Annotated in this window: 15 protein-coding genes, 1 tRNA gene and 3 rRNA genes (1 of these 19 running past the window's edge); 10 read left to right on the top strand and 9 right to left on the bottom strand. The window is 61.5% G+C overall.

Going from position 1 to position 22,017, the window contains the following annotated elements:
- The 6 genes from I6L39_RS05875 to I6L39_RS05850 form a co-directional block, all read left to right on the top strand.
- A 23S ribosomal RNA gene (locus I6L39_RS05875) occupies positions 1-2,409 on the top strand (it extends 480 nt beyond the left edge of the window).
- A 124-nt stretch (positions 2,410-2,533) separates the two neighbouring features.
- Positions 2,534-2,648: ribosomal RNA gene (gene rrf / locus I6L39_RS05870) — 5S ribosomal RNA — on the top strand.
- Positions 2,649-2,694: 46 nt separating this feature from the next.
- Positions 2,695-2,770: transfer RNA gene (locus tag I6L39_RS05865), tRNA-Thr, on the top strand.
- 22 nt (positions 2,771-2,792) lie between these two features.
- Positions 2,793-2,907: ribosomal RNA gene (rrf, locus tag I6L39_RS05860) — 5S ribosomal RNA — on the top strand.
- Between the two features lie 165 nt (positions 2,908-3,072).
- A complete protein-coding gene (gene ebgR / locus I6L39_RS05855) occupies positions 3,073-4,038 on the top strand; it encodes a transcriptional regulator EbgR (RefSeq protein WP_216991296.1) in 966 nt (321 codons plus the stop codon).
- 249 nt (positions 4,039-4,287) lie between these two features.
- Positions 4,288-5,259 (top strand): bile acid:sodium symporter family protein, encoded by a 972-nt coding sequence (locus I6L39_RS05850; RefSeq protein ID WP_216991295.1) that lies wholly within the window; start codon positions 4,288-4,290, stop codon positions 5,257-5,259.
- 58 nt (positions 5,260-5,317) lie between these two features.
- Here the strand turns inward: I6L39_RS05850 and ovoA are convergent, their stop codons facing one another.
- The gene (ovoA, locus tag I6L39_RS05845; protein WP_216991294.1) at positions 5,318-7,465 is read right to left on the bottom strand and encodes a 5-histidylcysteine sulfoxide synthase; all 2,148 of its coding nucleotides are present in this window, start codon (positions 7,463-7,465) and stop codon (positions 5,318-5,320) included.
- Between the two features lie 314 nt (positions 7,466-7,779).
- On the opposite strand from ovoA, the gene I6L39_RS05840 reads away from it, so the two are divergent.
- Entirely contained in the window at positions 7,780-8,502 is a 723-nt protein-coding gene (locus tag I6L39_RS05840) for a DUF2807 domain-containing protein (protein WP_216991293.1), read from the top strand.
- Between the two features lie 82 nt (positions 8,503-8,584).
- Here the strand turns inward: I6L39_RS05840 and fghA are convergent, their stop codons facing one another.
- Both fghA and I6L39_RS05830 read right to left on the bottom strand, forming a co-directional pair.
- The gene (gene fghA, locus I6L39_RS05835; protein WP_216991292.1) at positions 8,585-9,439 is read right to left on the bottom strand and encodes an S-formylglutathione hydrolase; all 855 of its coding nucleotides are present in this window, start codon (positions 9,437-9,439) and stop codon (positions 8,585-8,587) included.
- Positions 9,440-9,488: 49 nt separating this feature from the next.
- Positions 9,489-10,616 carry an S-(hydroxymethyl)glutathione dehydrogenase/class III alcohol dehydrogenase gene (locus tag I6L39_RS05830; RefSeq protein WP_216991291.1) on the bottom strand — a complete coding sequence of 376 codons (1,128 nt, stop codon included), beginning with the start codon at positions 10,614-10,616 and terminating at the stop codon, positions 9,489-9,491.
- Positions 10,617-10,734: 118 nt separating this feature from the next.
- Between I6L39_RS05830 and I6L39_RS05825 the strand changes: the two genes are divergently transcribed.
- On the top strand, positions 10,735-11,640 hold the full coding sequence (locus tag I6L39_RS05825; protein ID WP_216991290.1) for a LysR substrate-binding domain-containing protein: 906 nt from the start codon (positions 10,735-10,737) through the stop codon (positions 11,638-11,640).
- A gap of 502 nt (positions 11,641-12,142) precedes the next feature.
- Positions 12,143-13,324, top strand: a complete 1,182-nt coding sequence (locus tag I6L39_RS05820; protein ID WP_216991289.1) for a M28 family metallopeptidase — start codon at positions 12,143-12,145, stop codon at positions 13,322-13,324.
- 76 nt (positions 13,325-13,400) lie between these two features.
- Here the strand turns inward: I6L39_RS05820 and I6L39_RS05815 are convergent, their stop codons facing one another.
- The 4 genes from I6L39_RS05815 to I6L39_RS05800 form a co-directional block, all read right to left on the bottom strand.
- Positions 13,401-14,366, bottom strand: a complete 966-nt coding sequence (locus tag I6L39_RS05815; protein ID WP_042075866.1) for an ABC transporter permease — start codon at positions 14,364-14,366, stop codon at positions 13,401-13,403.
- A 2-nt stretch (positions 14,367-14,368) separates the two neighbouring features.
- Complete coding sequence (locus tag I6L39_RS05810; protein WP_209794836.1) at positions 14,369-15,487, bottom strand: ABC transporter permease; 1,119 nt, start codon at positions 15,485-15,487, stop codon at positions 14,369-14,371.
- Entirely contained in the window at positions 15,484-17,052 is a 1,569-nt protein-coding gene (locus I6L39_RS05805; RefSeq protein WP_042075862.1) for an ABC transporter ATP-binding protein, read from the bottom strand. Before I6L39_RS05805 ends, I6L39_RS05810 begins: the two co-directional genes overlap by 4 nt.
- Before the next feature lie 87 nt (positions 17,053-17,139).
- A complete protein-coding gene (locus tag I6L39_RS05800) occupies positions 17,140-18,138 on the bottom strand; it encodes a BMP family protein (protein WP_216991288.1) in 999 nt (332 codons plus the stop codon).
- Positions 18,139-18,554: 416 nt separating this feature from the next.
- Between I6L39_RS05800 and uvrD the strand changes: the two genes are divergently transcribed.
- Complete coding sequence (gene uvrD / locus I6L39_RS05795) at positions 18,555-20,726, top strand: DNA helicase II (protein WP_216991287.1); 2,172 nt, start codon at positions 18,555-18,557, stop codon at positions 20,724-20,726.
- Between the two features lie 250 nt (positions 20,727-20,976).
- On the opposite strand, the gene I6L39_RS05790 is transcribed toward uvrD, so the two are convergent.
- The gene (locus I6L39_RS05790; RefSeq protein WP_216991286.1) at positions 20,977-21,399 is read right to left on the bottom strand and encodes a hypothetical protein; all 423 of its coding nucleotides are present in this window, start codon (positions 21,397-21,399) and stop codon (positions 20,977-20,979) included.
- Positions 21,400-21,404: 5 nt separating this feature from the next.
- Complete coding sequence (locus I6L39_RS05785) at positions 21,405-21,962, bottom strand: Panacea domain-containing protein (protein ID WP_216991285.1); 558 nt, start codon at positions 21,960-21,962, stop codon at positions 21,405-21,407.
- Positions 21,963-22,017 lie beyond the last annotated feature (55 nt).

The following is a 22,017-nucleotide window of genomic DNA, read 5'->3' as shown; positions in this document are numbered from 1 at the left end:
TGTGAGGGGAGTGAAATAGAACCTGAAACCGTGTACGTACAAGCAGTGGGAGCCCTTCGGGGTGACTGCGTACCTTTTGTATAATGGGTCAGCGACTTACATTTTGTAGCGAGGTTAACCGTATAGGGGAGCCGTAGGGAAACCGAGTCTTAACTGGGCGTCTAGTTGCAAGGTGTAGACCCGAAACCGGGTGATCTAGCCATGGGCAGGTTGAAGGTTGAGTAACATCAACTGGAGGACCGAACCCACTAACGTTGCAAAGTTAGGGGATGACCTGTGGCTGGGGGTGAAAGGCCAATCAAACTCGGAGATAGCTGGTTCTCCCCGAAAGCTATTTAGGTAGCGCCTCGGACGAATACTACTGGGGGTAGAGCACTGTTTGGGCTAGGGGGTCATCCCGACTTACCAACCCCATGCAAACTCCGAATACCAGTAAGTACTATCCGGGAGACACACGGCGGGTGCTAACGTCCGTCGTGAAGAGGGAAACAACCCAGACCGCCGGCTAAGGTCCCAAAGTTCTGGTTAAGTGGGAAACGATGTGGGAAGGCTCAGACAGCTAGGATGTTGGCTTAGAAGCAGCCATCATTTAAAGAAAGCGTAATAGCTCACTAGTCGAGTCGGCCTGCGCGGAAGATGTAACGGGGCTCAAACCAGGCACCGAAGCCGCGGATTCACGCTAAGCGTGAGTGGTAGGGGAGCGTTCTGTAAGTCTGCGAAGGTGTGTCGAGAGGCATGCTGGAGATATCAGAAGTGCGAATGCTGACGTAAGTAACGATAAAGGGGGTGAAAAGCCTCCTCGCCGGAAGACCAAGGGTTCCTGTCCAACGTTAATCGGGGCAGGGTGAGTCGACCCCTAAGGTGAGGCCGAAAGGCGTAATCGATGGGAAGCAGGTTAATATTCCTGCACGACTTGTAATTGCGATGGGGGGACGGAGAAGGCTAGGTGGGCCAGGCGACGGTTGTCCTGGTGAAAGTGCGTAGGTGGTGTTTCTAGGCAAATCCGGAGACACAACACTGAGACACGAGACGAACGCACCACGGTGCGGAAGCCATTGATGCCCTGCTTCCAGGAAAAGCCTCTAAGCTTCAGATTACAAGTCATCGTACCCCAAACCGACACAGGTGGTCGGGTAGAGAATACCAAGGCGCTTGAGAGAACTCGGGTGAAGGAACTAGGCAAAATAGAACCGTAACTTCGGGAGAAGGTTCGCTCTTGTTGGTGAAGTCCCTTGCGGATGGAGCTGACGGGAGTCGCAGTGACCAGATGGCTGGGACTGTTTATCAAAAACACAGCACTCTGCAAACACGAAAGTGGACGTATAGGGTGTGACACCTGCCCGGTGCCGGAAGGTTAATTGATGGGGTTAGCGCAAGCGAAGCTCTTGATCGAAGCCCCGGTAAACGGCGGCCGTAACTATAACGGTCCTAAGGTAGCGAAATTCCTTGTCGGGTAAGTTCCGACCTGCACGAATGGTGTAACCATGGCCATGCTGTCTCCACCCGAGACTCAGTGAAATCGAATTCGCCGTGAAGATGCGGTGTACCCGCGGCTAGACGGAAAGACCCCGTGAACCTTTACTACAGCTTGGCACTGAACATTGAACCTACATGTGTAGGATAGGTGGGAGGCTTTGAAGGCGTGACGCCAGTTGCGCTGGAGCCGTCCTTGAAATACCACCCTTGTATGTTTGATGTTCTAACGCAGGGCCCTGAATCGGGCTCGCGGACAGTGCCTGGTGGGTAGTTTGACTGGGGCGGTCTCCTCCCAAAGAGTAACGGAGGAGCACGAAGGTTGGCTAATCCTGGTCGGACATCAGGAGGTTAGTGCAATGGCATAAGCCAGCTTAACTGCGAGACGGACAGGTCGAGCAGGTACGAAAGTAGGTCATAGTGATCCGGTGGTTCTGAATGGAAGGGCCATCGCTCAACGGATAAAAGGTACTCCGGGGATAACAGGCTGATACCGCCCAAGAGTTCATATCGACGGCGGTGTTTGGCACCTCGATGTCGGCTCATCACATCCTGGGGCTGAAGTCGGTCCCAAGGGTATGGCTGTTCGCCATTTAAAGTGGTACGCGAGCTGGGTTCAGAACGTCGTGAGACAGTTCGGTCCCTATCTGCCGTGGGCGTTGGATGATTGAAGGGAGTTGCTCCTAGTACGAGAGGACCGGAGTGAACGAACCTCTGGTGTTCGGGTTGTCACGCCAGTGGCACTGCCCGGTAGCTAAGTTCGGAATCGATAACCGCTGAAAGCATCTAAGCGGGAAGCGAGCCCTGAGATGAGTCATCCCTGACCCCTTGAGGGTCCTAAAGGGCCGTTGGAGACCACAACGTTGATAGGTGGGGTGTGTAAGCGCGGCGACGTGTTGAGCTAACCCATACTAATTACCCGTGAGGCTTAACCATACAACACCCAAGAAGTGTTTCGAGCCTTGTAGCAAATCGAAGAACTACTAACTAATTCAGTGATAGCGACAAAGCAAACTAGCTAACTCGTTATTCACATCAGCTTTCTGGATTGAAGATTTTGCCTGGCGGCAATAGCGCAGTGGAACCACCTGACCCCATGCCGAACTCAGAAGTGAAACGCTGTAGCGCCGATGGTAGTGTGGCATTCGCCATGCGAGAGTAGGACACTGCCAGGCACCCAATTTCAAGATTACGCCCAGCGTGGTCTTTACCGGTTAGTGTGCTGATATGGCTCAGTCGGTAGAGCGCATCCTTGGTAAGGATGAGGTCCCCAGTTCGATTCTGGGTATCAGCACCATTTTCAAGTAGTAAAGCTTTTGCCTGACGGCAATAGCACCGTGGAACCACCTGATCCCATGCCGAACTCAGAAGTGAAACGCGGTAGCGCCGATGGTAGTGTGGCATTCGCCATGCGAGAGTAGGACACTGTCAGGCACCTATTCAGAAGAGGCCTCCCATTAGGGAGGCCTTTTTGCATTTCAGCCCCCTCTTCCTCACCCCTTCTGTCGGTGTTTTAGTAAAAATACTGGGCTATCAAGGGATTGATCATTACCCTCTAGGCGTTGCCGACCAACAGGTGAGGCTGCCAGCGAGGTATTGATGGCTACGTTGAAGGAAATTGCGCAGGAGGCGGGCGTCTCGCTCGCCACGGTATCCCGGGTACTGAACGAGGATCCCAGCCTGAGCGTCAAGGAAGAGACCAGGCAGAAGATCGTCGAGATCGCCGAGCGGCTGGAGTACAAGACCAGCAGCGCCCGCAAGGGCATCCACAAGGGCAGGCTGCACTTCCTGTCCGTCTATGCCTACCCGCAGAGTACCGAGGTCAACGATCCCTACTACCTCGCCATTCGCTACGGTATCGAGACCCAGTGTGCCCGCCTCAATATCGAGCTCACGCATTGTTATCACGGTGGCGAAGGGCGTGAGCTCCCCGCTGTCGACGGCATCCTGGTGGTGGGGAGTCTCACCCCGGAGCGTCTGGTCCAGTTGCAGCACAGCTCTCCCCAGCTGGTTTTCATCGATTGCCGCTCCCAGAGGGAGTTCGACTCAGTAGACGTGGATCTGGCGCTGATCAGCCAGCAGGTGGTGGATTTCTTTGTCGCCCAGGGGCATAGGCGCATCGGCTATATTGGTGGCCAGCATGATGGCCCGGATCTGCGTGAGCTGGCCTTCACCGATTACGGTCGGCGGCTGGGGGTGGTGCAGGAGCAGGATCTCTATCGCGGCGATTTCTCCAGTGCCTCCGGTTATCGGCTGGCGAGGGAGATGCTGGCCGGTGACTGGCCCAGTGCGCTCTTCGTCGCCTCCGACTCCATCGCCATCGGGGTGCTGAGGGCCATCCACGAGAAGGGGCTGGCCATTCCCCAGCAGATTGCGCTCATCAGCGTCAACGATATCCCGACTGCCAGGTTCACCTTCCCGCAGCTCTCCACGGTGCGGATCCACTCCGAGCTGATGGGCTCCCAGGGGGTCAATCTGCTGGTCGAGCGGTTGCGCGACGAGCGCGACATTCCGCTGCGGGTACTGGTACCGAGCAAGCTGACACTGCGCGGAACTACAGGCTGATTTTAGTAAAAGATGCTCTGTTTTAGTCGCCGCCATGGAGTGACATGTCGCCTGCCCCATGGGCACGGGCCGGCATATTGGGTTTCCCTGCCACTGCGAGTTGTCGCTCAACTTTGCGCCCCCGGTTTATCGGGGTAAGCTGGGGATTCGTTTCAACAGGAGCCGTGCCACGGCTCCTGTTGTGTTTCCTGTCGTCCCCGATCACCGGCCCCGCGCGGGGGCGGGATCTGCTTTCACCGGAGACCGCTCGTGCGTCTGGATCCTTTTACCTCTGTGCTGATTGCCGTGGTGGCCCTGGCCTCCTTCTTCCCCTGCGAGGGGCAGGTGGCCGTCTGGTTCGGTCTGCTGACCAAGCTGGCGGTGGCGCTGCTCTTCTTCATGCATGGTGCCAAGCTGTCGCGCCAGAACCTGCTGGCGGGCCTCGGCCACTGGCGGCTGCACCTGGTGGTGATGGCCAGCACTTTCGTGCTGTTTCCGCTGCTGGGGCTGTTGCTCACGCCCCTGGTGCCCCACTGGCTGAGCCCGGCCATCTACCTCGGCTTCCTCTACCTCTGCGCCCTGCCCGCCACCGTGCAATCGGCCATCGCCTTCACCTCCATGGCCGGCGGCAATGTGTCGGCGGCGGTGTGCAGCGCCTCGGCCTCCAGCATTCTCGGCATCTTCCTCTCGCCGGTGCTGGTAGGGCTGATGATCCAGGTGCAGGGGGAGGGAATAGATACCTGGCACTCGATCCAGGCCATCTTGGTGCAGCTGATGCTGCCCTTCGTGGTGGGGCACCTGTCGCGCCCCCTCATCGGTGGCTGGGTCGATAGCCATCGCCCGCTCATCGGCAAGCTGGACCAGAGCTCCATCCTGTTGGTGGTCTATGTGGCCTTCAGCGAGGCGGTGGTGCAGGGGATCTGGCACCTGGTCGGCTGGTACGATCTGGCCAGCATAGTGCTGCTGAGCTGCGTGCTGCTGGCGCTGGTGCTGGGCTGGAACGTCTGGATCAGCCGTCGCCTCGGTTTCAACAGGGCGGACGAGATCACCATCGTCTTCTGCGGCTCCAAGAAGAGTCTCGCCAACGGGGTGCCGATGGCCAACGTCATGTTCCCGGCCGCCAGCGTCGGCGTCATGGTGCTGCCGCTGATGATCTTCCACCAGATCCAGCTGATGGTGTGCGCCGTGCTGGCCCGCCGTTACCGCGAGCATGAGGCGGTGCCCCAGGCTCAGCAGGGGTAAGCCTTTAGGGCAAAAAGAGAGGGAGGCCATGGGCCTCCCTCTTTCGTTTGCCGCGTCGTCAGCGTTTGCGCCAGACGGTGAGCTGGGCCACCGTGTGCTGGTACTTGCGGGCGGTCTCGCGGATGACGAAGGGGACGTCTCGCGGTGGCATGTGCTCCTCGAACTCCTCCGCCAGCAGCCGTTGCAGCGCCTGATAGGTGCCGAGGGCCTCGCCGTTTTCCCGGATGCCGCCGAGCCAGTTGGCCTTGGGGGTGTAGTCGATCAGCCAGGTGTAGGGGCTGGTGAGCACCAGCAGGCCGCCGCTGCGCAGGCGCGGGGCGATGTCCCGCAGGAAGCGGGCGGGCTCCCGCAGCCGGTCGATCAGGTTGGAGGCGAGCACCAGATCGTAGTCCGCATACTTGGGCTTGAGGTTGCAGGCATCCCCCTGGCTGAAGTGGACGCGATCGGCCTGCTCGCGGCCGAGCTCGTGGCGGGAGAGGCGCGCCTCGCAATATTCCACCAGATCCCCTTCCACCGGCACCGCATAGCGGAAGCTGTCCTGTCTTGCCAGGGTCAGGGCCACGTCGATGAAGCGGGCCGAGTAGTCCACCCCGTCCACGTGGGCGAAGCGGCGAGCCAGTTCGAAGCTGGCGCGGCCGGTGGCGCAGCCGATGTCCAGCGCCCGCTCATGGCGGCTGCACAGCTCGCTGGCAAGGCTGGCCAGGGTCTGGGCGTAGTTGGCGACCCCGAAGTGGCTCGGGCCGTACTGGAAGTCGAGGTACTGAGCGACGAGCGTGTCGGTTTCATAGGGGTTCACGATGACGGGCTCCTGATGGCGTGAGACCAGGTAGCGGAAGCCCGCGTGCTGGAAGAAGTGGCGACGGAAGGCGTAGCGGGAGGACTTGATCGCCTCGTTGCCGGTGCTGATCCAGCTCCCGCCCTTGATGAGCGTGTGCTTGCCGTCGAAGGTGGGGGTGGAGAAGTCGTCGTAGAGGGGATGTACCCTGAACCCCTCGAAGCCGTCGATGGCGGTGCTGGTCCACTGCCAGACGTTGCCCACCAGATCGAAGAAGCTCCCCTGGGGGCAGGCATCCACCGGGCAGGACGACGCGAAGCGGGCCAGGTTGATGTTGCCGGGCGCCTCGATCCAGTCAGGCTGATCGCCGGCCAGTTGCTCCCGCAGCAGCATCCACTCTGCCTCGCTCGGCAACTGGACGGGCAGGCCGGTCTGATCCGCCTGCCAGCGGCAGAAGGCGGCGGCCTCCAGCTGGTTCACCTCCACCGGCCAGTCCCAGGGCATGGGAACCTGCTCGGTCATCAGCCGCAGTTGCAGCTGCTCGGGTTCGGCGGGGTCGCCAACCCAGAAGGTGGGCATGCGGGCGTTGGCATACTGGCGCCAGCCCCAGCCTTCGTCATCCCACCAGGCGCTGGTCTGGTAGCCGCCCGCCTGCACGAAATCGAAAAATTCTGCGTTGCTCACCAGCATGCGGCTGGCCTGGAAGGGGGCCAGTTCGATGTGGCGCTCGCCGTATTCGTTGTCCCAGCCGTAGGTGGCGTCCTGCTTGCCGAGCCGCACCCGGCCGCCGGCCACCGGCAGCAGGGTGTTGGCGGGCACCTCGTCACGGCGATGGCGCGCCTCGGGGCAGACCGGCCACTGGGGTTGGCTGCGCACCCAGGCCAGCGGCAGCTGGCGGATCAGCACGCTGGAGGTCTCGAGGTGGATGCGCTCGTGCTCTATGCCCATCAGGATGACCCAGGCCGGACTCTGCCAGTCGATGGGCAGGGTCAGCGGCATCCGCTCGATGAAACCACACACCAGATCCCGCACATGGCCGCGGTAGTCACGCAGCTCTGCCACCGTGGGCCAGTCGTAGTGGGTCTCGTCCAGATCGTCCCAGCTCATCTCGTCCACCCCGATGGCGACCAGGGCCTCGATGCGGGGGTCGAGCCGGCCCTCGATGAGGCGGGCCGCCAGCAGCTTGTTGACGAAGAAGGCGGCGGTGTGGCCGTAGTAGAAGATGAGCGGGTGGCGCAGGGGGATCGCCTTGTTGAACCAGGCACGCTCGTCGGCCAGGCAGTCGAACAGCGAGTCGTAGAGATCGAAGGTCTGGCAGAAGTAGGCGAGCAGCTCGCGGCGTTTCTGCTCGGGATCCTCGCCGGTCAAGAGCGGGGTCCGGGTCGGGGCGGGCAGGCCCGGGGTGGCGAATGGGTGGCTGGCTTGGGTCACGCTCGGACTCCTTGTTGGTATGCGTCGATGGAGTGCTCTATACGCACCAGGTATCACTATTGGCTCAACGAACCGGGGCGGCAACCAAAAAGTGCCGCCAGTGTGTCGATCGGGCACCATGTTCGGGTGTGGTCAGTTTTACCAAATTATGGTCTGAATGACTCTCTATAATGGGTTGCCAATGGTGTGAAAAATCAATTTTCATCTTTAAATCATATATTTATTTTCATGGTATGGGGTTTGCTCATGTGATTCACCCTGTCGCCCAGGTCAAGGGGGCCCGGTACGACAGGAACACGACGAGGAGAGTGTGGATGAGATGGATGCTGGGAGTGGTGCTGGCCCTGGGACTGACCGGATGCAGCTGGCAGGATGACGTCAAGGTGCGCGGGGAGGGGGCCATGGTCGAGCAGCAGCACCCCTTGGGGCGGGAGGTGACCCGGGTGCTGGCGGGCGTGCCCGCCAACCTGTACCTGGTGGCGGGAGAGAGCCACACCCTCAGGGTCAAGGGGGAGGCCAACCTGCTGCCCTACCTGGTGTTCACCGAGAAGGGGGAGAAGCTGGAGATCGAGGTCAAGGAGGGTTACCGGCTCGACCCCACCCGGCCGCTGGAGATCACCATCACCCTGCCGACGCTGCACGAGTTGGCGTTGGCGGGGGTTGGCAACGGCTCCTTGCGCGACTTCAAGGGGGATGACCTGGTGCTCTCTCTCGCAGGCACGGGGGACATCGTCGCCAGCGGGCTGACGCTGGATCGGCTGGAGGGCAACATCGCCGGGCTGGGCAATCTGGATCTGGGGCAGGGCTCCGCCCGGGTGATGGCGCTGAACATCGCCGGCGCCGGTGGCGTCAAGGGGGCCGGGCTCGCCAGTCAGGAGGTCGAGGTGAGCATCGCCGGCAGTGGCGAGGTCGAGGTGCGGGCCCAGTCGCGGCTCAAGGTAGAGATCGCCGGTGCCGGTGCGGTCAGCTACTGGGGCAGCCCCGAGCTGACCAGCGAGATCGCGGGCTCGGGTCAGGTGAGCCGGTTGGGGAGCTGATCCCCGGCGATGAAAACCCGTCATCAAGAAGGCCCCGCGGGGCCTTTTTTCATGTGGCTTGGCAGCGCTCCGCTTGCCCGCGTCAATCCCGGGCCGGTTCGCCCAGGTGGCTGGCGTGAAAGCGCAGGTGCGCCTCGATGAAGCTCGCCACGAAGTAGTAGCTGTGATCGTAACCGGGGTGGCGGTTGAGCGTCAGGGGCCACTCACGGGTGGCGGCCACTTCGGCCAGGGTGTCGATGCCGAGCTGCTCCGCCAGGAAGGGGTCGTCCAGCCCCACATCCACCAGGGTCGGCAGGGGCGGGCTGTCGTGGTGGCGCAGCAGCTGGCAGGCATCCCACTCCTGCCACAGCAGGGGGTTGTTGCCGAGGTAGGCGCCGAGGGCCTTCTGGCCCCAGGGGCAGCGACTCGGGTGGCTGATGGGGCTGAAGGCCGACACAGATCGGTAGCGGCCGGGCTCGCGCAGGGCGGCGATGAGGGCGCCGTGGCCCCCCATGGAGTGGCCGCTGATGGCGCGTTTCGTCGAGACCGGGAAGTGGGTCTCGATGAGCTCGGGCAGCTCCCGGGTAACGTAGTCATACATCTGGTAGTGATCCCGCCAGGGGGTCTGGGTGGCGTTGACGTAGAAACCCGCCCCCATGCCGAGGTCATAGCCGGGATCGTCCGGGATCCCCTCGCCGCGTGGACTGGTGTCCGGTGCCACCAGGGCGATGCCGAGTTCGGCGGCGATGCGCTGGGCGCCTGCCTTCTGCATGAAGTTCTCGTCGGTGCAGGTGAGGCCGCTGAGCCAGTAGAGCACCGGGACTTTCTGGCCGGTGAGGGCCTGGGGTGGCAGGTAGATGGCGAAACGCATCTCGCACCCCAGCACATTGGAGCGGTGGCGATACTGCTTGTGCCAGCCGCCGAAGCTCTTGTTGCTGCTGATGATGTCCAGATTCATGTAAGGACTCCTTGCCCCACCCATGCATATGGGCGGGGCGCTCATGGGATCAGTAGTGGATGACGGTGCGGATGCTCTTGCCTTCGTGCATCAGATCGAACGCCTCGTTGATCTGCTCGAGGGGCATGGTGTGGGTGATGAAGTCGTCCAGGCGGAACTCCCCCTTCATGTAGCGCTGTACGTAGCTCGGCAGTTCGCTGCGACCGCGCACCCCGCCGAAGGCGCTGCCGCGCCACACCCGGCCGGTGACCAGCTGGAATGGACGGGTGCTGATTTCCTGGCCCGCGCCGGCCACGCCGATGATGACAGACTCGCCCCAGCCCTTGTGGCAGCACTCCAGCGCCGCGCGCATCACCTTGACGTTGCCGATGCACTCGAAGGAGAAGTCGACGCCGCCGTCGGTCATCTCGACGATCACCTCCTGGATGGGCTTGTCGAACGTGTTCGGGTTGATGCAGTCGGTGGCGCCCAGCTTGCGGGCAAGCTCGAACTTGCTCTCGTTGATGTCGATGGCGATGATGCGGCCGGCCTTGGCGAGGCGGGCGCCGATCACGGCGGAGAGGCCTATGCCCCCCAGCCCGAAGATGGCGACGCTCTCACCCTCTTTCACCTTGGCGGTGTTCATCACGGCGCCTATGCCGGTGGTGACGCCGCAGCCCAGCAGGCAGACCTCTTCCAGGGGGGCGGCCGGGTCCACCTTGGCGATGGAGATCTCCGGCAGTACCGTGTATTCGCTGAAGGTGGAGGTGCCCATGTAGTGGTAGATGGGCTGGCCGTTCTTGGAGAAGCGGGTGGTGCCGTCCGGCATCAGCCCCTTGCCCTGGGTGGCGCGGATCTTCTGGCACAGGTTGGTCTTGCCGGATTTGCAGAACTTGCACTCGCCGCACTCGGGGGTGTAGAGCGGGATCACGTGGTCGCCGACCTTGACGCTGGTGACGCCCTCGCCGACGGACTCGACGATGCCGCCCCCCTCGTGGCCCAGGATGCAGGGGAAGACCCCTTCCGGATCCTCACCTGACAGGGTGAAGGCATCGGTGTGGCAGACGCCGGTGGCGACGATCCGCACCCGCACTTCGCCCGCCTGGGGCGGCATGACCTCGACCTCTTCGATGGAGAGGGGCTGACCCGGGCCCCAGGCGATGGCGGCCTTGCACTTGATGCTCTGAACCTGTGCCATGAATGACGTCCTCGTAGTGGTTGGATGAACGGAAATGAGTTCGGAGATCCAGTGTAGTTTCCCGCCGATTTGGTGATAATAACGCTAATTATCAAATCACTTTTACACACAGGTAATAATGTTCGGCTGGGAAGGGGTCTGTGAATTTGTCAGCGTGGCGGAGCAGGGGGGCTTCACCCCGGCCGCGCGCAAGCTCGGGGTGTCGGTGGCCCAGGTGAGCCGCCAGGTGGCGCAGCTGGAGGACAGGCTGCAGGCCAAGCTGCTGCTGCGTACCACCCGTCAGGTGCGTCTCACCGAACTCGGGGAGATCTATTTTCGCCACTGCCGCCAGCTGCTGGACAACCTCTACGAGGCGGAGCTGGCGGTGGGGCGCCATCAGGCGGTGCCGCAAGGGTCCTTGCGCATCACGGCCCCCGTCTCCTACGGCGAGAGCCGCATCGCGCCCTTGGTGAACGACTTCATGGTGCGCTTTCCCCAGCTGGAGGTGACCCTGAACCTCACCAACCAGCTGCTGGATCTGGTGCACGAGGGGTACGATCTCGCCATCCGTCTCGGCCACCTCAAGGACTCGACCCTGGTGGCCCGCAAGCTGGCGCAGCGGGTGCCCTATGTGTGCGCCTCCCCCGCCTACACCGCCCGCCACGGCATGCCCAACAGCCTCTCGGAGCTGGCCCGTCACACCTGTCTGGTGGGCAACGGGGACGAGTGGCACTTCACCCTGAACGGTAAACCCCACAGCGTGCGGGTGCGCGGCCTGCTGCAGTGCAACAGCGGCCACGCCCTGCTGGATGCGGCCATCAAGGGGATCGGCATCATCCAGCTGCCGGACTACTACGTGAGCGACCACCTGGCCCGGGGGGAGCTCATCGAGCTGCTGCCGGAGCTGCGGGCCCCCGAGGAGGGGATCTGGGCCCTCTATCCCCACAACCGCCACCTCTCCCCCAAGGTGCGGCTGCTGGTGGACTATCTGGCCGAGCGCCTCAGCGATCCCCATCAGCCCGCCCTGGTGCGCCCCATCGGCTGACTCTCTGATAACAGACGCCCCCATCAGGTGTTGGAAGGCAGATGTTGAAGCAGGCCATCGCTGTGGGGACCGTCCCCCCAGCCTTGCAACACCTTTCGCCTCCCATGACCTGGCGCCAGCGTCCTGTTGCTCAACAGGCGCTGTCCGCTCCCCATCCGATGATGTCATGGATCACCCTGCTGCCGGCCTATCGTTGCTGCCCCTGGCTATCCGCGCCGGCATGGCACAGTTTGACTCCCTTTGTCAGCCCCCCAGGTCGGGGCCGCACGCCGCCTCTGCGGCGGGCACGCTGCGCAGGTTCCCCTCGCCAGCACAAAGCTCCGTCAGACTCCCTCATGCCGGCGCAGTAGACAGCAGATCCTGCCGCGGCCCCCACCGGACGGAGGGATGGCTGCACCAGACGGGCAAATCCACACCCATTTACCCTTGGCTAGACTGGCCAGGTCGTCTTATGACACCCATTTGGCGCATTTGCCCGCAACACTATCTGGAAGGATCCGATATGAAACCCTTGTTGACCGCCCTCTTGCTTCCCCTGCTGCCCCTCGCCGTACAGGCCGCCGACCCCGTCTGGATCACGATCGGTGCCGACAGCGGCGTCGAGCTCAAGCAGGTCAAGGCCAAGCCGGCTCCCCTGTTCAGCGCCAGCGGCGCCCCGATCCAGCTGGCCCAGGTCGAGGCGAGCGAACTCGGCACCCTCTCCCACCTGATGCACGAAGGTCATCAGCGCTGCGGTGGCTACGTGGTGCACAGCACCCTGGCCGACGCCCTGCAGAGCATGGCCCAGCCCATCAGCCAGAACCTGTTCAGCGCCCCGCCGCTGACCCAGGGGGCCAGCGTCAACCGGATGCTGCCCTATCTGGATCAGGGCAACATAGCCGGCACCATCGGCCAGCTCGCCAGCTGGCGCAACCGCTACTACACCACCACCACAGGGGTGCAGTCGGCGGACTGGGTGGCCGGCCAGTGGCAGACCCTGAGCGCCGCCCTGCCCTGGGCCAGCGTCAGCCGGGTCAAGCACAGCGGCTATCCACAGCAATCCGTGGTGCTGACCCTCAAGGGCAGCCGCTACCCGGACGAAGTGGTGGTGCTCGGCGGCCACCTCGACTCCACCGCGGGTTCGGCCCCCAACAGCCGCACCCTGGCCCCCGGCGCCGACGACGATGCCTCCGGCATCGCCACCCTGACCGAGGTGCTGAGGGTCATCGCCGAGCAGGGTCGCCAGCCGGAGCGCACCCTGCAGTTCATCGGCTATGCGGCGGAAGAGGTGGGGCTGCGGGGCTCCAAGGACATCGCCACCCGCTACAAGGCGGCCAACACCAAGGTGCTGGCGGCGCTGCAGCTGGACATGACCAACTACCAGGGCTCGGCACAAGACATCGTCTTCATGACCGATTACACCGACCAGGGGCTGACCGGCTATCTGGCCCAGCTGCTCGACGCCTATCTGCCCCAGATCCGCTACGGCTACGACAGCTGCGGTTACGGCTGCTCGGATCACGCCTCCTGGCACAATCAGGGCTACCCGGCCGCCATGCCGTTCGAGTCGCGCTTCAACGACTACAACCCCAATATCCACACAGCCCAGGACACCTTGCAGAATTCCGATCCCTCGGCTGCCCACGCCCTCAAGTTTGCCCAGCTGGCCACCAGCTTCGCCATCGAGATGGGCAAGATAAACTGAGGCGTCAGGGGCAATGAAGCACGTAAAAAAAGGCCCACTGTCGTGGGCCTTTTGCATTCTTGGCAGGGGCGGGAAGCTATTCCCGTTCCTTGACGTAGGGGGTGCCGAGCGCCTTGGGTGCCACCGCCTTGCCGATGAAGCCGGCCAGCAGGAACACGGTCAGGATGTAGGGCAGCGCCTCGATGGCCTGCACCGGGATCGGGAAGTCGCCGATGCTGACCCCCTGCAACCGGATGGCGACGGCGTCGAGGAAGCCGAACAGCAGGCAGGCCGCCATGGCGTTCCAGGGGCGCCACTTGCCGAACACCAGCGCCGCCAGCGCCATGAAGCCCTTGCCCGCGCTCATGTTCGGGATGAACTGGGCGGTCTGGGCCACCGCCAGGTAGGTGCCGCCGATGCCGGCCAGCAGGCCGCCGATGATGAGGGCGGTGTAACGCATCCGTACCACGGAGATGCCGGCGGTATCGACCGCGGCCGGGGCCTCGCCCACGGCGCGCAGGCGCAGGCCGAAGCGGGTGCGGAACAGCACCCACCAGGCCAGCGGCACGGCGGCGAAGGCCACGTATTCCAGCAGGGAGTGGCCGCTCAAGAGCTCGCTGTAGAGCTGGCCGATGACGGGCACGTCGTACAGCTCCTTGGCGTAGGGCAGGTCGATGGGGGCGAAGCGGGCGTCACCGGACAGTGCCGGGGTCTGACCGCCCTGATCGAACCAGTAACGGCCCAGGGTCACGGTCAGGCCGGCCGCCAGTATGTTGATGGCCATGCCGCTCACCACCTGATCACCGCGGTGGGTGATGGTGGCGAAGCCGTGCATCAGGGCGAACAGGATGGAGATCCCCACCCCGACGCCGAGCCCGATCCAGGCCGAGCCGGTGACGGCGGCGGCCGCCGCGCTCGCGAAGGCGGAGGCCAGCAGCTTGCCCTCCAGGGCGATGTTGACCACCCCGGAGCGTTCACAGAACATCCCGGCCATGGCGGCCAGAATGAGCGGTGGTGCGGTACGTATAGTGGCATCCAGCATCAATATCAGGGTTTCGAACATGGTCAGGCTCCTTTGACTTGCGCGGCTGAGCGGTTGGCGAAGGCCAGGTAGGCCTGCTCGATGCGCGGGCGCAGCATGTGCTCCAGGGCGCCGCAGAACAGGATCACCAGACCCTGCAGCACCACCACTATGTTGCGGTCCACCCCGAACTCGAAGCTGAGCTCGGCGCCGCCCTGATAGAGGAAGCCGAACAGCAGGCTGGCGATGATGACGCCGACCGGGTGGTTGCGCCCCATCAGGGCCACCGCGATGCCGGTGAAGCCGAAGCCCTCCACGAAGTTCAGCTTGATCTGGTGCAGCTCGCCCTGCAGCACGTTGAGGGCGAAGAAGCCCGCCAGCATGCCGGAGATCACCATGGCCAGGATCACCACCTTGGGATAGGAGATGCCCGCATAGGCGGAGGCGCTCTGGCTGGCGCCGACCGAGCGGATCTCGTAGCCCCAGCGGGTATGCCAGATGAAGACCCAGACCAGCAGCGCGCAGATCAGCGCCCAGAAGAAGCTGATGTTGAGCGGGCTGTTGGGCATCTCCATGCCGAAACCGGCCGCCAGTTCACTCATCTTCGGCAGCCAGCTCGCCACGGCGAACACCTTGCTCTCGGTGGCCATGGAGCCGGCCGGCTTGAAGATGTCCACCAGCAGGTAGGCCATCAAGGAGGCCGCGATGAAGTTGAACATGATGGTGGTGATGACGATATGGCTGCCGCGCTTGGCTTGCAGCCAGGCCGGGATGAAGGCCCAGGCCGCACCGAACAGACCGCCGGCGATGATGGCGAGCGGCAGCAGCAGGGCGAACGGCAAGACGTCGCCGAGCAGCAGGCAGACCAGACCGACGCCGAGGCCGCCGATATAGGCCTGCCCCTCACCGCCGATGTTGAACAGGCCGGCGTGGAAGGCCACCGCCACCGCCAGACCGGTGAAGATGAAGCCGGTGGCGTAGTAGAGGGTGAAGCCTATCCCCTCGCCGGTGCCGAAGGCGCCATACCACATGATCTCGGCGGCATCGATCGGGCTGATGTCGAGGTAATAGAACAGGATGGCCGACACCAGGAAGGCCAGCAGTATGTTGATCGCGGGCAGGACGCCCACGGAAATCCAGGCGGGAACACGTGCTTGGCTCATGGGCGAGCCTCCTTGGCAATCTCGTCGGGAATGATGTTAGCCATCATCAGACCTATGGTGCGTTCATCGGCCTTGGCGCCGTCCAGCTCGCCGACGATGCGACCGTCTGCGATGACCAGGATACGGTCAGACAGGCTCATGATCTCGTCCAGCTCCACCGACACCAGCAGCACGGCCTTGCCCTTGTCGCGCATGGCGATGATCTGCTGGTGGATGTACTCGATGGCGCCGATGTCGACCCCGCGGGTCGGCTGGCCGACCAGCAGCACATCCGGGTCCTGCTCCACTTCCCGGGCGATCACCAGCTTCTGCTGGTTGCCGCCGGAGAAGTTCGCGGTCTTGTGCTCGGGATGGGGCGGGCGCACGTCCCACTTGTCCATCTTGGCCTGGCAATCCTGGCGGATCGCCTCCTTGTCCTGCAGCCAGCCCTTGTTGTACTGGGCGCGCTGGTGGTAGCCGAGGATGAAGGCCTCTTTCGCCTCGAAGCGGTTGATCAGCCCCATCTTGTGGCGATCTTCCGGGATGTGGCCGAGGCCGAAGTTGCGCACCTGCTCCGGGTTGGCCGGGCGGGAGGGATCGACTAGGTGGGCCTTGCCATCACCCAGGATGCTGAAACTGCCCTTGCTGGGCTTGATGATGCCGCCGAGCAGGCTGAGCAGCTCGGACTGGCCGTTGCCGGAGACGCCGGCGATGCCGACCACTTCCCCGGCCCGAACCTCGAAGCTGGCGGACTTGACCCGCTCCACGCCGGCGTCGTCCACGTAGCTGAGGCCCTCGACCTTGAGCTTGGCCTCGCCCGGGTGGGCGGTGCCCTTGTCGACCTTGAGGCGCACCTTGCGGCCCACCATCAGCTCGGCGAGCTGTTCCTTATCGGTATCCTTGGTGGCGACGTGGGCCACCATCTCACCGCGGCGCATGATGGAGACCTGATCCGTGATGGCCAGGATCTCCCGCAGCTTGTGGGTGATGATGATGACGGTGGTGCCCTGATCCCGCAGCTTCTTGAGCACCTCGAACAGGTGATCCGCCTCTTGCGGGGTCAGCACCCCGGTCGGCTCGTCCAGGATCAGGATACGGGCGCCGCGATAGAGCGCCTTGAGGATCTCGACCCGCTGCTGCAGGCCCACCGGCAGATCCTCGATCTTCTCGTGCAGCGGCACCTCGAGACCGTAGTCCCGGGCCAGCTCGCCGAGCAGCTTCTCGGCCGCGCCCAGGCTCTTGCCCAGATGCCAGCCGTTTTCCGCGCCGAGGATCACGTTCTCCAGCACGGTGAAGTTGTTTACCAGCATAAAGTGCTGGTGCACCATGCCCACGCCTGCGGCGATCGCATCCTGTGAGCCATGGGGTTTGAAGGGGTGACCGTCGATCAGCATCTCGCCTCTGTCGGCGTGGTAGAAACCGTAGATGATGCTCATCAGCGTCGACTTGCCGGCGCCATTTTCGCCGACGATGCCGTGAATGCTGCCTTTACGAACCTTGAGGTCGATCTGCTTGTTGGCGTAAACCTCGCCAAAGCGCTTATCGATACCTCTTAATTCGATGGCATAGCGATCTGTCTGGTCCATGATGCAGGTCCTTGCGAGTCATGAAGTAGAGACTAAAAACCGGCCCGTATGGGCCGGTCATCTTGGGTTGAGAGTAGTAGCGGTGACTCAGTACTTACAGGAGTTGTCGCTCATGTAGTCGTGCACCTTGATCTTGCCGGCGATGATGTCGGCCTTGATGGCGTCGACCTTGGCCTTCATCTCCGGGGTGATCAGCTTCTCGTTGTCTTTGTCGAGTGCCCAATCCACACCGCCTTCCGCCAGACCCAGGGTCTGGATGCCCGGCTTCCAGGTGCCCTTGGCGGCGTCATCCCAGGACTTGTACGCGGCCATACCCACGTCTTTGACCATGGAGGTCAGCATGGTGCCAGGCTGCAGGTGGTTCTGGTTGGAATCCACGCCGATGGCGAACTTGCCTTCGTCCTTGGCGGCCTGGTAAACACCGATGCCGGTACCGCCGGCGGCGGCATAGACCACGTCGGCGCCCTTGGCGAACTGGGACTTGGCGAGCTCCGCACCCTTGGCCGGGTCAGCAAAGGCCGCCGGGGTGGAGCCGGTCATGTTCTGGTAGACGTCGATCTTCGGATTGATGTACTTGGCGCCCTGCTCGTAGCCGCACTGGAACTTGCGGATCAGCGGGATGTCCATGCCGCCCACGAAGCCGACCTTGCCGGTCTTGGAGGCGATGGCGGCCAGGGCACCCACCAGGAAGGAGCCTTCATGCTCCTTGAAGATGAGGGACTGCACGTTCGGCTTGTCGACCACCATGTCGATGATGGTGAACTGGGTGTTCGGGAACTCGGTGGCGACCTTCTCTACCGCGGAGCCCATGTTGAAGCCGACGGCGACGATGGGGCCGTTGCCACGGCTGGCCAGACGACGCAGGCCCTGCTCGCGCTGGGCTTCGTTCTGGGGTTCGAACTCCTTGACCTTGACGCCTTTGTCCTTGTTGTAGAGTTCGACGCCGTTGCGGAACACGGCTTCGTTGAAGGACTTGTCGAATTTGCCTGCAGTGTCATAGATGACGGCGGGCTCGGAGGCTGCCTGAGCGGACAGAGCAGCAAGGGTGAGGGCGGCCACGGTGGCCAGCTTGAGCACTTTAGTCACGATCGTATCCTTGATTGTTATGTGAGGGTCCACAACCTGCCGTGGCAGGTCATAAAGCACGCTGGCTAACTGTAAGTGAGCCAGATTGTGGGTCAAGGAGATCATAAAGGAAAAACGTTTGCGTTAACGGTTTGAAATATAAGCAATTTGCCTTATAAGTGATTGTTTTTGGCGTTGTTTCCAGAACTAAATGCTGTGATTAATAGGTGTCAAATGACATTTTTGTTTGTATTCATCGAGTTAGGCGCAAGCGTTTTCGTCCGTCGATGAAAATCAAGGCTTCCATTGACGCCAATTTGCACCCCGGACGCCTCCCGCGGCACTGGGCCGTCGGGCACAGCTTCCCGTCAGGCCGATTTGGTCTCTGGCGCCTCAGGCCGTATAATCCCCGCCTGTATAAATAAACAGGAGTGGTGATGGACGTTTCAACCCTGCTCGACGGGCTCAATGACAAGCAAAGAGACGCGGTGGCGGCCCCCCGTTGCAACCTGCTGGTGCTGGCCGGTGCCGGTTCGGGCAAGACCCGGGTGCTGGTGCACCGTATCGCCTGGCTGATGCAGGTGGAGCGCTGTTCACCCTTCTCCATCATCGCGGTGACCTTTACCAACAAGGCGGCCGCCGAGATGCGCGGCCGGGTCGAGAAGGTAATCGGCGACGGCGTGCGCGGCATGTGGATAGGCACCTTCCACGGCATCGCCCACCGATTGTTGCGGGCCCACCATCTGGATGCGGGCCTGCCGCAGGATTTCCAGATCCTCGACTCGGACGATCAGTACCGCCTGATCCGCCGGGTGCTCAAGGCGCTCAACCTCGACGAGAAGCACTGGGCCCCCCGCGCCGTGATGGGCTACATCAACGGCAAGAAGGACGAGGGGCTGCGCCCCGGCGACATCGATCTCTACGGCGACCCGGTCACCCGCACCTATCAGCAGATCTACAAGACCTATCAGGAGACCTGCGATCGCTCCGGGCTGGTGGACTTTGCCGAACTCCTGCTGCGTGCCCACGAGCTGTGGCTCAACCGGCCGCACATCCTCGAGCACTACCGCGACCGCTTCCAGAACATCCTGGTGGACGAGTTCCAGGACACCAACGGCATCCAGTACGCCTGGCTGCGCATGCTGGCCGGTGACACCGGCAAGGTGATGATCGTCGGCGACGATGACCAGTCCATCTACGGCTGGCGCGGCGCCAAGATAGAGAACATCCAGCGCTTCCTGACCGACTATCAGGGCGCCGAGACCATTCGCCTCGAGCAGAACTACCGCTCCACCGCCAATATCCTCAAAGCCGCCAACAGCGTCATCGCCAACAACGCCGAGCGCCTTGGCAAGGAGCTGTGGACCGAGGGGGCCGAGGGCGAGCCGATCTCCCTTTACGCCGCCTTCAACGAGGTGGACGAGGCCCGCTTCGTGGTCGGCCGCCTCAAGGATTGGAAAGAGAAAGGGGGTCTGCTCGCCGACTGCGCCATCCTCTATCGCTCCAACGCCCAGTCCCGGGTGCTGGAAGAGGCGCTGATGCAGGACGCCATGCCGTACCGCATCTATGGCGGCCTGCGCTTCTTCGAGCGCCAGGAAATCAAGGACGCCATGGCCTACCTGCGCCTTATCAACAACCGTGGCGACGACGCCAGCTTCGAGCGGGTGGTCAACACCCCGACCCGGGGCATCGGCGATCGCACCCTCGAGATATTGCGCAACAACGCCCGGGATCAGGGCCAGAACCTGTGGCAGTCCGCCAAGGCACTGCTCAATGACAAGGTGCTGACCGGTCGCGCCGGCAACGCGGTGCGCGGCTTCGTGGATCTCATCGACGCGCTGGAGGAACAGGTCTCCCTGCTGCCACTGCACCAGCAGGCGGACATCGTCATCCAGCACTCCGGCCTCAAGGCCATGTATCTGGCGGAAAAAGGCGAGAAATCCCAGGCGCGGGTAGAGAACCTGGACGAACTGGTCACCGCTTGCCGTCAGTACCAGCGCCCGGACGAGCTGGAGGACATGAGCGATCTCTCCGCCTTCCTCGCCCACGCGGCGCTGGAATCCGGGGAGAATCAGGCGGACGAATATGCCGATGCGGTGCAACTGATGACATTGCACAGCGCCAAGGGGCTGGAATATCCCCTGGTGCTGCTGGTCGGCGTCGAGGAAGGCATGTTCCCCAGCCAGCAATCCACCGAGGAGTCGGGGCGGCTGGAGGAGGAGCGGCGCCTCTGTTACGTCGGCATGACCCGCGCCATGGAGAAGCTCTACATCTGTTATGCGGAGAGCCGCCGCATCTATGGCCGCGAGATGTTCCACAAGCCGAGCCGCTTTATCCGCGAGATGCCCGCCGAGTGTCTGGAAGAGATCCGGCTGCGCACCCAGGTCAGCCGCCCCACCCAGTACGGCCGCTTCAGCCAGAACGAGGTGCAGCAGAGCTTCGACGCCAGCGGCATCAAGCTCGGCCAGCGGGTGCTGCATCCGAAATTTGGGGAAGGGATCGTGCTCAACTTCGAAGGGGTCGGCCAGCAGAGCCGGGTGCAGATCCAGTTCGACGACGTCGGCGCCAAGTGGCTGGTGACGGCGTATGCCAGATTGGAGGCGCTCTGATCTCTTCCGCCTCTTGAAAAAACCAACCCGGCTTAGGCCGGGTTGGTTTTTATATCAGTCATCGCGGCGGCCTTAAATACGCGATCGTCAGGATACTCTTCGCCATTCAAACAGTGGGCCATCAAATACGCTATGTTAGAAATGAAAAAGATAATAGATAGGACGGAGGATGGCTATTAAATTTTCAGCCGTGCCAAGAGCGAAAATACCAATGTTACAAAATTAATAATTCATCGAATTAATAATTAAATTAATCTAAAGCAGGATCCTTTGTTAACTCAAATGGATACTTAAATGGAGATGGATGTTCGATGCAAGTTTGCAGTATGACATGTGAAATTTCACTGTCACCATTATCTATGCGAGTGTGAATAATACCATCTGAAACATCACCTGAATACTCAGGATCACGGCCTGCAGTATATATTCGATAGCCAAAATGATAATGATGGATATTCTGTTCCCTAGCATGAGTAACAAAAGCTTGTCTCATGGGGGACTCAAGAAATCTCGCTGCCCAGCTTGGCTTGTACTTGCCAGGGAGCTCATCAGGAGGAGTATAACCATCCAGAATCGGTTTTAGAAAATTCAACCAAAGCTTGTCAGTTACATCTTTATCTAATAGAGCAAGCTCAGCTTTGGAACGTTCTGTGAATTTAAATTTGTGTTTCACAGTCATCAATTTCCCTTCAGCCAAGTGTAGAAGTCATCTTCATTTTTGACCGAAGCAGGAAGTTCCACAAGTTTTTGCGAGGCTGAATCCATTATTTTGGCAAATACGGAGTCCTGTATTGCTATAACCTCTTTTTCAAAAAAAGCCAATAGTTCCTCACTGGTTATCTCTTTGCTATCATGACCTACCTCTGGTGAGTAATGATTACGCCAAGGATCTTCACTATGGGTTTTGTGAACCAGAGCGAATGAGTCTAACTTTCCAAAGGTATCAAGTACGAACTCAATCACCTTATTAAATACATCATCCAGATCATTCACAAATGACATGTCGGGAGCAATCTGGTTACGCCCAAAGCAGCGAAACTCCTGATAAATCGCGGGGGCAACAGGACCATACTCCCATGCTTCAATTCTGCCATTAAAGAGCGGCTTACCAGTCAACACAAGGGTGTAACCCTGACAGTAGTAGGCAAGCTTCTGAAGTTTGATCTGATCTACGGCGATTCCTTTCTCATGAGCTTTACTCACAATGGCTTTTGCCAGCCGAATACTACAAATCATCATTTTTCTCCTTCACTGTTCCGGAAGGCCTTCTGTCTAGGGGCGCAAAATCATA

The organism is Aeromonas sp. FDAARGOS 1409, from assembly GCF_019048705.1.
Taxonomy (GTDB): domain Bacteria; phylum Pseudomonadota; class Gammaproteobacteria; order Enterobacterales; family Aeromonadaceae; genus Aeromonas; species Aeromonas sanarellii.
The sequence above is the reverse complement of the archived record's forward strand: the minus strand, read 5'-3'. Positions and strand labels throughout refer to the sequence as shown.

Excerpts from the sequence above, each read along its gene's own strand:
- ebgR (WP_216991296.1), top strand. The coding sequence starts at position 3,073 with ATGGCTACGTTGAAGGAAATTGCGCAGGAGGCGGGCGTCTCGCTCGCC.
- I6L39_RS05840 (WP_216991293.1), top strand. The coding sequence starts at position 7,780 with ATGAGATGGATGCTGGGAGTGGTGCTGGCCCTGGGACTGACCGGATGC.
- fghA (WP_216991292.1), bottom strand. The coding sequence starts at position 9,439 with ATGAATCTGGACATCATCAGCAGCAACAAGAGCTTCGGCGGCTGGCAC.
- I6L39_RS05830 (WP_216991291.1), bottom strand. The coding sequence starts at position 10,616 with ATGGCACAGGTTCAGAGCATCAAGTGCAAGGCCGCCATCGCCTGGGGC.
- I6L39_RS05825 (WP_216991290.1), top strand. The coding sequence starts at position 10,735 with ATGTTCGGCTGGGAAGGGGTCTGTGAATTTGTCAGCGTGGCGGAGCAG.
- I6L39_RS05820 (WP_216991289.1), top strand. The coding sequence starts at position 12,143 with ATGAAACCCTTGTTGACCGCCCTCTTGCTTCCCCTGCTGCCCCTCGCC.
- I6L39_RS05815 (WP_042075866.1), bottom strand. The coding sequence starts at position 14,366 with ATGTTCGAAACCCTGATATTGATGCTGGATGCCACTATACGTACCGCA.
- I6L39_RS05810 (WP_209794836.1), bottom strand. The coding sequence starts at position 15,487 with ATGAGCCAAGCACGTGTTCCCGCCTGGATTTCCGTGGGCGTCCTGCCC.
- I6L39_RS05805 (WP_042075862.1), bottom strand. The coding sequence starts at position 17,052 with ATGGACCAGACAGATCGCTATGCCATCGAATTAAGAGGTATCGATAAG.
- uvrD (WP_216991287.1), top strand. The coding sequence starts at position 18,555 with ATGGACGTTTCAACCCTGCTCGACGGGCTCAATGACAAGCAAAGAGAC.
- I6L39_RS05785 (WP_216991285.1), bottom strand. The coding sequence starts at position 21,962 with ATGATTTGTAGTATTCGGCTGGCAAAAGCCATTGTGAGTAAAGCTCAT.